Annotated in this window: 12 protein-coding genes and 1 pseudogene; 9 read left to right on the plus strand and 4 right to left on the minus strand. The window is 69.2% G+C overall.

Annotated elements, in window-relative coordinates; translation table 11 throughout:
* The 5 genes from minC to ACIKT0_RS08425 all read left to right on the plus strand — a co-directional run.
* The coding region (gene minC / locus ACIKT0_RS08405) for a septum site-determining protein MinC (protein ID WP_407104916.1) at positions 1 to 359 on the plus strand (359 nt) is incomplete at its 5' end.
* 38 nt (positions 360 to 397) lie between these two features.
* A complete protein-coding gene (minD, locus tag ACIKT0_RS08410) occupies positions 398 to 1,213 on the plus strand; it encodes a septum site-determining protein MinD (protein ID WP_407104917.1) in 816 nt (271 codons plus the stop codon).
* On the plus strand, positions 1,210 to 1,479 hold the full coding sequence (gene minE, locus ACIKT0_RS08415) for a cell division topological specificity factor MinE (protein ID WP_183393756.1): 270 nt from the start codon (positions 1,210 to 1,212) through the stop codon (positions 1,477 to 1,479). Before minD ends, minE begins: the two co-directional genes overlap by 4 nt.
* 68 nt (positions 1,480 to 1,547) lie before the next feature.
* Positions 1,548 to 2,492 (plus strand): sulfotransferase, encoded by a 945-nt coding sequence (locus tag ACIKT0_RS08420; RefSeq protein WP_407104918.1) that lies wholly within the window; start codon positions 1,548 to 1,550, stop codon positions 2,490 to 2,492.
* The gene (locus ACIKT0_RS08425) at positions 2,471 to 2,839 is read left to right on the plus strand and encodes a hypothetical protein (RefSeq protein ID WP_407104919.1); all 369 of its coding nucleotides are present in this window, start codon (positions 2,471 to 2,473) and stop codon (positions 2,837 to 2,839) included. The genes ACIKT0_RS08420 and ACIKT0_RS08425 overlap by 22 nt, the downstream gene beginning before the upstream one ends.
* A gap of 10 nt (positions 2,840 to 2,849) precedes the next feature.
* Here ACIKT0_RS08425 and ACIKT0_RS08430 read toward each other — a convergent pair whose 3' ends face one another.
* Positions 2,850 to 3,461 carry a biliverdin-producing heme oxygenase gene (locus tag ACIKT0_RS08430; protein ID WP_407104920.1) on the minus strand — a complete coding sequence of 204 codons (612 nt, stop codon included), beginning with the start codon at positions 3,459 to 3,461 and terminating at the stop codon, positions 2,850 to 2,852.
* A 47-nt stretch (positions 3,462 to 3,508) separates the two neighbouring features.
* Between ACIKT0_RS08430 and ACIKT0_RS08435 the strand changes: the two genes are divergently transcribed.
* The 4 genes from ACIKT0_RS08435 to ACIKT0_RS08450 all read left to right on the plus strand — a co-directional run bounded on the left by ACIKT0_RS08435 (position 3,509) and on the right by ACIKT0_RS08450 (position 7,662).
* Positions 3,509 to 4,555, plus strand: a complete 1,047-nt coding sequence (locus tag ACIKT0_RS08435; RefSeq protein ID WP_407104921.1) for a GAF domain-containing protein — start codon at positions 3,509 to 3,511, stop codon at positions 4,553 to 4,555.
* Positions 4,552 to 5,214 carry a CvpA family protein gene (locus ACIKT0_RS08440; protein ID WP_407104922.1) on the plus strand — a complete coding sequence of 221 codons (663 nt, stop codon included), beginning with the start codon at positions 4,552 to 4,554 and terminating at the stop codon, positions 5,212 to 5,214. Before ACIKT0_RS08435 ends, ACIKT0_RS08440 begins: the two co-directional genes overlap by 4 nt.
* A gap of 54 nt (positions 5,215 to 5,268) precedes the next feature.
* Positions 5,269 to 6,756: an amidophosphoribosyltransferase gene (gene purF / locus ACIKT0_RS08445; RefSeq protein ID WP_407104923.1), complete on the plus strand. Its 1,488-nt coding sequence runs from the start codon at positions 5,269 to 5,271 to the stop codon at positions 6,754 to 6,756.
* Positions 6,757 to 6,912: 156 nt separating this feature from the next.
* Positions 6,913 to 7,662: an SDR family NAD(P)-dependent oxidoreductase gene (locus ACIKT0_RS08450; RefSeq protein WP_407104924.1), complete on the plus strand. Its 750-nt coding sequence runs from the start codon at positions 6,913 to 6,915 to the stop codon at positions 7,660 to 7,662.
* A gap of 12 nt (positions 7,663 to 7,674) precedes the next feature.
* Here the strand turns inward: ACIKT0_RS08450 and der are convergent, their stop codons facing one another.
* The 3 genes and pseudogenes from der to ACIKT0_RS08465 form a co-directional block, all read right to left on the minus strand.
* Entirely contained in the window at positions 7,675 to 9,030 is a 1,356-nt protein-coding gene (gene der / locus ACIKT0_RS08455) for a ribosome biogenesis GTPase Der (protein WP_407104925.1), read from the minus strand.
* A gap of 64 nt (positions 9,031 to 9,094) precedes the next feature.
* Positions 9,095 to 9,307 carry a hypothetical protein gene (locus ACIKT0_RS08460; RefSeq protein ID WP_183396326.1) on the minus strand — a complete coding sequence of 71 codons (213 nt, stop codon included), beginning with the start codon at positions 9,305 to 9,307 and terminating at the stop codon, positions 9,095 to 9,097.
* Positions 9,308 to 9,364: 57 nt separating this feature from the next.
* Positions 9,365 to 9,641 (minus strand): annotated as a pseudogene (locus ACIKT0_RS08465) (tetratricopeptide repeat protein); the annotation flags it as partial.

A 9,641-nucleotide genomic window follows, 5' to 3' on the forward strand; every position in this document is an offset into this window, starting at 1 on the left:
AGCTCTCCGCGCCCGAGCCCGGCAGCGTCGCGACCGGCTCGCTGGTCGTGGAGCAGCCGGTCCGCTCCGGCCAGACCATCTCGTTCAACGGCGACGTCACGATCTGCGGCTCGGTCGCCTCCGGCGCCGAGGTGATCGCGTCGGGCTCGATCCACGTCTATGGCGCGCTGCGCGGCCGGGCGATCGCGGGCTCGGCCGGCAATTCCAAGGCGCGCATCTTCTGCCGCAAGCTCGACGCCGAGCTGCTCGCCATCGACGGCGTCTACATGACCACCGAACGGCTTGATCCGAAGCTCAAGGGCAAGGCCATAAAGGCTTGGCTCGACGGGGAAAACCTGCGCGTCGACGCGCTCGACTGACGTGACGCTCGAAACAACCTTTACGGGGAGAATTCCAAATGGCTGAGGTTCTGGTCGTCACGTCGGGCAAGGGAGGCGTCGGCAAGACCACGTCGACCGCGGCGCTCGGCGCGGCTCTGGCGCAGACCGGGCAGAGCGTCGTGGTCATCGACTTCGACGTCGGTCTGCGCAATCTCGACCTCGTCATGGGGGCCGAGCGGCGGGTGGTGTACGACCTGATCAACGTGGTCCAGGGCGACGCCAACCTCAACCAGGCGCTGATCAAGGACAAGCGGGTCGATTCGCTCTCGCTGCTGCCCGCCAGCCAGACCCGCGACAAGGACGCCCTGACCGCCGAAGGCGTCGAGCGCGTCATCAACGAGCTCAAGGGCCGCTTCGACTGGATCATCTGCGACAGCCCCGCCGGCATCGAGCGCGGCGCCTATTTCGCGATGCGCCATGCGGATCTGGCGGTGATCGTCACCAACCCGGAAGTCTCCAGCGTCCGCGACAGCGACCGCATCATCGGCCTGCTGGACAGCAAGACCGAGAAGGCCGAGCGCGGCGAGACCATCGAGAAGCTGCTGCTGCTGACCCGCTACGACCCGGTGCGGGCCGAGCGCGGCGACATGCTCAAGGTCGACGACGTCCTCGAGATCCTGTCGATCCCGCTGCTCGGCATCATCCCCGAAAGCCCGGAAGTGCTGAAGGCGTCCAACCTCGGCTCGCCCGTCACCCTCGCCAACCCGATCTCGGCTCCGTCCCGCGCCTATCTGGACGCCGCCCGCAGGCTCCGGGGCGAGACGATCGAGATGACGGTCCCGACCGAGAAGAGGGGCCTCTTCGGCTCCCTGTTCGGAAGGAGGGCGGCATGAGCGTTCTCAAGTTCTTCTCCCGGCGCAGCTCCGCGCCGGCCGCCCGCGAGCGATTGCAGCTGCTGCTCGCCCATGAGCGCGCCGTGTTCGGCCGCACCGACCTGGTCGCGACGCTCAAGGACGAGATCCTCGCGGTGATCGCCAAGCACATCGCGATCGACCCCGAGAAGGTGCGGATCACCACCGACACCAAGGACACGCTGGCGACCCTCGAGGTCGACATCGAGATCCGCACGCCCAATGGCGGGCTGAAGCTCGCCGGCTGAGGCGCGGGCCGCAACGGTCGCTTCCCCGGCTTCGGGGAGGCGTTATGATCGCGGCGGGGAGAAACGCCTTGCCGACGATCTTCGATCTGCAGAGCCGTCCGTTCGACGCGCTCAGGGGCCTGCTGGGCCGCGCGCCGCGCGAGGCCGTGCGCGGCGACGGGCCGGACTTCTTCTGCGTCGGGCTGCAGAAGGCCGGCACGCAGTGGCTCTACGACCAGCTCCAGCTCCATCCGGACTTCTGGATGCCGCCCTTCAAGGAGCTGCACTACTTCGACCGGACGTTCCCGACCGGCCGGATCGCGCACGCGACCAAGCGCTTCCTCACCGATCCGCAGCGCTATGCGCGAACGCGCCGCCGGCGCGGCCTGAAGCCGCTCGACGCCCGTGACAAGGCTTTCTTCCGCAAGGTCGCGGCGCTCGCGGACAAGCCGAAGGACCTCGACGCCTATGCGGATCTGTTCGCCGACAAGGCGGACCAGATCTCTGGCGACATCACGCCCGGCTATTCCTCTCTGGCGGACCCGGTCATCCGGCAGCTCGCGCGGCGGTTCCCGTCCGCGAAGGTCGTGCTGCTGCTGCGCGATCCCGTCGAGCGGGCCTGGTCGGCCTGGCGGATGGCGCTCGCGGGAAACGAGGACGCGGCGCAACGCGAGCAGGACCTCGCGGCTGTCACGGCCTTCCTCGACCGGCCGGGGGTGATCCACCGGTCCTATCCGACGCGGATCGCCGCCAAATGGAGCAAGCGCTTCGACGGCCGCTTCCGCTTCTTCTTCCTCGACGACATCGCCGCCGAGCCCGAGGCCACGCGCGCCGAGATCATGGGTTTTCTGGGCGCGGCCGCCGCGAAGCCGTCGGGCGTCCGCCCGGACTTCAACCGCAAGGCCAAGCCGAAGCCGCCCTACCGCTCGGAGCCGATCCAGGCGCTGATGCGCGAGCGTTTCGCCGAGGAGCGCGAACGGTGCGCCCGCATGTTCGGAGGGGCGGCGACCGAGTGGCCGAACGCTTCCTACTGACGGTCGCCCAGCCCTCCGCGTCGCTTCGACACGCTTTAAGCGATCTGCTACCGATCCTGCCGAAAATGGCGAATCAGGCCTTGCGGGCCGGCGGCGAAAGGGTCGGGGGGAACATGAGCGACCTGGAGCTTGAAGCAGCGCTGGCCGGCATCCTGGCGCGCCTGTCGGACGGCGACGACCCGGCGCTCGCGGACCGCGCCATCGACCTCCTGCTGAACCGCTTCGGGGACGATCAGGCGGCCCGCATGGCGGCGATCAAGCGGCTGACGCGCGACCTGCTGGAGGCCGCGCCGGCGGACGACGAGATATCCGAGATCGAGCCCGCGCGCGTACGCAGCAAGGCCTGATCGCGCCGGCTCAGGCGGGCGTAAGACTCTCCGCCATCGCGTCGCTCACGAAATCGAACGCCGCCAGCGCCCCGGCCAGCACGGCGTCTTCCTCTTCAGCCGGCACCGGAGCGGCGTCGAGCCCGCTCCGGAAGCTGCGCCAGAACGCGCCCAGACCTTCGGGCGGCGGCGCGAGGTGGCGAGCGCCGAAGGCTGAATTCAGGCCAAGACGGTCGGCCGAACTGGCGAGCACGGCCCCGCCGAGCCGCGAACCCTCCGCCACATAGAGCCAGCCCAGTCCCTCCGCGGAGGTCGCCTGGAGGCGCGGAACGGCCCGCAGCGGAGGCGCGCCGAGGTCGGCTGCGTCAGCGTTCACGGCACGGAGCCGGGAGGAGCCGGAAAGCTGCGGCAACCAGTCCGCCAACACCGGATCGTGATAGAGGTTCTCGACGTGGTGCAGGAAGATCTGCTGAGCCGAAAGAAACCCGACGAAATGCGCGCGGTCCCGGAATGGCTCCGCCGCCATGATCCGGCGGTCCAGTCGGCCGTGGGAGGCGGCCGTGTCGCGCCGCAGCCGGTCGGCCCGGCCGGCGTTCGGGTGGGAAGGACACGTCAAATCAGGTTTTCCATATCGGCGTACCATGGCATAGCTCGCGGCGGGGAGCTGACCAAGCCGGAGACCCGTCACCTTTGAGCAGTCCCGACCTGACGGCGTGCGACCGGGAACCCATACACGTTCCCGGCGCGATTCAACCGCATGGCCTTCTGCTGGCGCTGGACGGCGATCAGAGGACGATCGCGGGGGCTGGCGATATCGAGGACGTGCTCGGCGTCGGCGACTGGCTTGGAAAATCCGCGACCGAGCTGCTGGGCTCCGAGATAGCCGACGCCCTCACGGCCGCCTCAGGGGCGCGCGCCGGCGCGGCTTGCATCGGCGCGCTGCGCGGGCCGTCAGGCGCGCTGTTCGACGTCAGCGCGCAGCGATCCGGCGGCCTCACCATGGTGGAGCTCGAGCCCGCCGGCCCCGAAGGCGTCCCGCTGGGCGTGGTGCTCGGGGATCTCGAAGCGGCTGCGTCCGATTTCGAGCGGGCCTCCACGGTGGAGCAGCTGTGCCGGTTTGCGGCCGCCGAGTTCCGGCGTCTCACCGGCTTTGACCGGGTGATGATCTATCAGTTCCTCGACGACGATTCCGGCTCGGTCGTCGGCGAGGACCGGCGCGAAGGCCTGCGCTCGTTCCTCAATCATCGCTTCCCGGCTTCCGACATCCCGCGGCAGGCGCGCGCGCTCTATCTCCGCAACCCGATCCGCGTGATCCCGGACGTGGACTACAAGCCGGCGCCGCTTCAGCCCGCGACCCTCGACGGTGGGCCGATCGACCTCAGCGACGTCGCGCTTCGCAGCGTCTCCCCGATCCACCTCCAGTATCTGCGCAACATGGGCGTGCGCGCCTCGGCCTCGGTCTCGATCGTCAAGGACGGGGTGCTGTGGGGGCTGGTCGCCTGTCACAACGAGACTCCGCTGCACATTCCGTTCGCGCGGCGCGCCGCCTGCCGGGCGCTCGCCGGAACCCTCGGACGGCAGATCCGCGCCAAGGACGAGAGCGACGCGTTCCGAGAGCGCGTGCGACTGCGGGGTTTCCAGGACGATCTCGTGGCGCTGCTGTCGCGGGAGGGGAGGGCCGCGCCCGCCCGACGGGGCACTGCACAGACTTCGGCGCGAGTTCGGCCCCTCGTATGACCATCACGCTTCTGGACGTCATCCTGCTCGCCGTCATGCTGATCTCGGCGGCTCTGGCGATGGTGCGCGGCTTCACGCGCGAGGTGCTGTCGATCGCGTCCTGGGTCGCGGCCGCCGCCGCGACGTTCTATTTCTTCGAGCCGGCGCGCGCGCTCGCCCGCGAATACATCCACGTGAAGCCGCCGCAGATCGCCGACGTGATCGGCGCGGGCGTGGTGTTCATCGTCGTGCTGCTTGTGGTGTCCTTCATCACGATGAAGATTTCCGACGCCATCCTCGACAGCCGGGTCGGCCCGGTCGACCGGGTGCTGGGCTTCATCTTCGGCGCCGCGCGCGGCTTGCTGCTGGTGGTCGTCGCCTTCATGTTTTTCACATGGCTGGTTCCCGAGAGCGGACAGCCCGAGTGGTTCAAGACGGCGCAGTCCAAGCCTATATTGCAGGACGCAGGCCAGAAGCTGCTGGCGATGTTGCCGGAAGACCCAGAGAGCGCCATCCTGCAGAAGCTGAAGCATCGGGACGGTTCCGGAGACGCTGCGAACCCCGCCGCGCCCCCTCCGACGGACGCCGCCCCGGCGCCGGACGACAGTCAGGACGTGAGCCCCGCCGACAGGCAGGGCCTGAACAAGCTGCTGGATCAGGACGCGAAGCCGCAACGATAACGGCGGCCCTGCGTTCGGAAATGAGGCGGCCGACGCCGCCTCCGGGAGACGGACATGATGATCGGAACCCCGCCCGCGGCAGAGTTCGACGCGCAAGACGCGTTCGATCTCGATAGCGACCGGCTGCGCGAAGAGTGCGGCGTCTTCGGCGTCTTCGGGCATCCCGAAGCTGCGGCGCTCACGGCGCTCGGCCTTCACGCCCTTCAGCATCGCGGGCAGGAAGCCGCAGGCATCGTCAGCTTCGACGGCGCCAGGTTCCACGCCGAGCGGCGACTGGGGCTGGTCGGCGACCACTTCTCCGACGCGAGGGTCATCGCCCGACTGCCGGGCCGCTCCGCGATCGGCCACAACCGCTACTCGACGACCGGCGAGACGATCCTCCGCAACGTCCAGCCGCTGTTCGCCGAACTCGACGCCGGCGGCCTCGCGGTGGCCCATAACGGCAACCTCACCAACGCCCTCACGCTCCGGAAGGAGCTCGTACGGGCCGGCGCGATCTGCCAGTCGACCTCCGACACCGAGGTCATCCTTCATCTTGTGGCGCAGAGCCGCCGCCCCCGCCTGATCGACCGGTTCGTCAACGCACTGCGCGAGATCGAGGGCGCCTACGCGCTGGTGGCGCTGTTCGACGGCAAGCTCATCGGCGCCCGCGACCCGCTCGGCATCCGCCCGCTGATCCTCGGTGAGCTCGACGGCTGCCACATCCTGACCTCCGAGACCTGCGCGCTCGACATCATCGGCGCCAAATACGTCCGCGACATCGAGAACGGCGAAGTGGTCGTGATCTCGGAGACCGGCGTTCAGTCGCTGAGGCCGTTCCCGCCGCAGAAGATGCGGCCCTGCATCTTCGAGTTCGTCTATTTCGCTCGCCCCGACTCCATCGTTCAGGGCAAGTCGGTCTACGAAGTCCGTAAGCAGATGGGCGTCGAACTCGCGCGCGAGTCGATGCCCGAGGCCGACGTGATCGTGCCGGTCCCCGATTCGGGCGTGCCGGCGGCGATCGGCTTCAGCCAGGAGAGCGGCATCCCGTTCGAGCTCGGCATCATCCGAAACCATTATGTCGGGCGCACATTCATCCAGCCGACCCAGGGCGTCCGGGAGCTCGGCGTGCGGATGAAGCACAACGCCAACCGGTCCCAGGTCGAAGGCAAGCGCATCGTGCTCGTCGACGACAGCCTCGTCCGGGGCACCACGTCGGTGAAGATCGTCAAGATGATGCGGGACGCCGGCGCGACGGAGGTGCATTTCCGCCTCGCCTGCCCGCCGATCACCCATTCCGACTATTACGGCATCGACACGCCCGAGCGTGAAAAGCTGCTCGCCGCCACCCATACGCTCGAGCAGATGCGCGAGTTCATCGGCGCCGACAGCCTCGCCTTCCTGTCCGTCGACGGCCTCTACCGGGCCATGGGCTACGAAGGTCGTGACGAGACCCGCCCGCAGTTCACCGACCACTGCTTCACGGGCGACTATCCGACCCTGCTGACCGATCTGATGGGCGAGGCGCCGCGGCAGCTCTCGCTGATCGCCGAGGCGAGCTGAGGGGTCGCCGCTCCCGGTTCCGACCGGGAGCAGGACGCCCGCTAATCAGAAATGTGCGCCCGCCGCAGGTACTAATCCTCGGGTCGTTGCGCTATTGGGTTCCGGCTCCAAGGCCGGGACGAAAGCTTGCGGTCCCGGCGCCCGCAGGATTCTCCGATGTCGTCTGAAAAACCCCTGTCCGGCCGCGTCGCGGTCGTCACCGGCGCCACGCGCGGCATCGGGTTCGCCACCGCGCTGGCGCTCGGCCGCGCCGGGGCTCATGTCGTGGCCACCGGGCGGACGCAGGGCGGGCTCGAGGAGCTCGACGACGCCATCAAGGCGGAGGGCGGCTCCACGACGCTCGCGCCGTTCGATCTCACCGACTTCGACGCGATCGACCGGCTGGGCGGCGCGCTCTATGAGCGGTTCGGCAAGCTCGACATCCTGGTCGGGAACGCGGGGGTGCTCGGCCCCCTCTCCCCGCTCGGCCATGTCGAGCCGAAGGACTGGGATCGCGCGATCGCGGTCAACCTGACGGCCAACTGGCGGCTGATCCGTTCGCTCGACCCTCTTCTGAGAGCGTCCGACGCCGGGCGCGTGGTGTTCCTGACGTCCGGCGTGGTTCACAAGGACCGCGCCTATTGGGGTCCCTACGCGGTGACCAAGGCCGGCCTCGAGGCGCTTGCGCGCTCCTATGCGGCCGAGACGATCAACCACACGCCGGTGCGCGTGAATCTGGTCAATCCCGGGCCGCTCGCGACCGCGATGCGGGCTCGCGCCATGCCGGGCGAGGATCAGGCGACGCTCAGAAAGCCCGCCGACCTCGCGCCAAAGATCCTTGAGCTTTGCCGCCCGGAATGGACGGAGACCGCCAGGCTCTATGATTTCCCGACCGACACGCTGCAGAGCTTCCGCGGCCCCGAATAAGCCGCGGAGAGCTCACTTCTTGTCGTAGGGGTTCTCTGGCGTGCGGAAGCTGAGCCGGATCGGAACCCCCGGCAGGTCGAACGTCTCCCGCAGGCCGTTCACCAGATAGCGCACATAGGATTCGGGCAGTTCGTTCGTCCGGGTGCCGAAAAGCACGAAGGACGGCGGGCGCGCCTTGGCCTGCGTGCCATAGCGCAGCTTGATCCGCTTGCCCGCGACGGCGGGCGGCGGATGGCGCTCCAGGGTGGCTTCCAGCCAGCGATTGAGCGCGGCCGTCGAGATGCGCTTGTTCCAGACCTCGTGAGTCTTGACGACCGCCGCCATCAGGCGGTCCACGCCTTCGCCGGTCTCGGCGGAAAGCGGCGCGATCAGGGCGCCCTTGACCTGCGGCAGCAGGCGATCCAGCGCCTCCCGGGCCCGCGCCAGGGCGGGTCCGCGATCCTCCACCAGATCCCACTTGTTGAGGCCGAACACCAGCGCCCGGCCCTCGCGCGCGACGAGGTCGGCGATCGAGAGGTCCTGCTTCTCGAAGGGGGTGGCGGCGTCGAGGAGAAGGACCACCACCTCGGCGAACTTGATCGAGCGGATCGCGTCCGCGACCGAAAGCTTCTCGAGCTTGTCGACGATGCGCGCTTTCTTGCGAAGCCCGGCGGTGTCCACGAGGCGCACGCGGCGACCGCGCCATTCCCAGTCGACGGAGACGGAATCGCGGGTGATGCCGGCTTCCGGACCGGTGAGCATCCGGTCGGAGCCCACGAGGCGATTGACGAGCGTCGATTTCCCGGCGTTCGGGCGGCCGACGATCGCGATCCGGAGCGGCGCGCCCTCCTCGCTCTCCTCGCCCTCCTCGTCGTCCTGCTCCGGGAAGAACGGGACGAGCGCATCGTAAAGGTCGCCGAGGCCCTCGCCGTGCTCGGCGGAGATCGGCATCGGATCGCCGAGGCCGAGCGAATAGGACTCGTAAGCCCCTTCCATGCCGGCGCGGCCCTCGGCCTTGTTCGCGACCAGGATGACGGGACGTTCCGATCGCCGGACAAGGTCCGCGAACCGCTCGTCGTCGGCGGTGAGGCCGGCGCGGCCGTCGATCATGAACAGAACGACGTCGGCCTCGGCGATCGCCGCCTCGGTCTGGGCGCGCATGCGGCCCTCGAGCGAGCCCTGGTCGGCGTGCTCGAGCCCGGCGGTGTCGACGATCCGGAAGACGAGGTCGCCCAGCCGCCCTTCGCCCTCGCGGCGATCGCGGGTCACGCCCGGGCGATCGTCCACCAGGGCCAGGCGCTTGCCGACGAGACGGTTGAACAGCGTCGACTTGCCGACATTGGGTCGGCCGACGATCGCCACGGTGATGCGGGGAGCAGCTTCGGTCACAGGCAGGCGCCCTCCCCGGCGCCGGAACCGCGCGGGAGGCCGGGGGCCGGCCGTGCAGCGGTTGTCAGGCGAACTTGATCAGACCGGCGTCCGGCAGGGCCGAAAGCGGCTGCGGAACCGTGTCGGGCGGCGGCGGCGCGACCTGCGGCACCGGACGCCGCTCGCCCGCCAGCGGGGTCTTCTTCTCGGCGAACGGGTTCATGCCCGACAGCGTGTCGCAACCCGCGAGCGTGCCGACGACGGACAGCGCCAAAGCCAAGCGGAGATACTTTGTCATGCGACGGTCGTTCACGGAAAGGCCCCCAGAGATCGCCGGCGAAGCCGGGCATGCAGTTCAGTCGGTGGTTTTCGCCGGATCGGCCGGCTTTCCGGGCTGAGCCTCGGCCGGCGGCAGAACCGCCAGCAGAAGATCCGCCCGCTGTCGGACGGAGGCCGGCGCGTCGGCTTGCGAGACCACCGCCTCGAACTGGCGCCGCGCCTCGGCGTTGTCGCCGGCCTTGTACGCCGCCAGACCCAGCGCCTCGCGCGCCAGCGCGCTCCAGGGGCCACCGGCGGCAAGCCGTTCCGCAAGGCGGCGGACATCGTCGAGCGTGCCGATGTCGGCCGCGATA

The sequence above is a fragment of the Hansschlegelia beijingensis genome (genome assembly GCF_045505405.1).
GTDB classification, from domain to species: domain Bacteria; phylum Pseudomonadota; class Alphaproteobacteria; order Rhizobiales; family Methylopilaceae; genus Methylopila; species Methylopila beijingensis_A.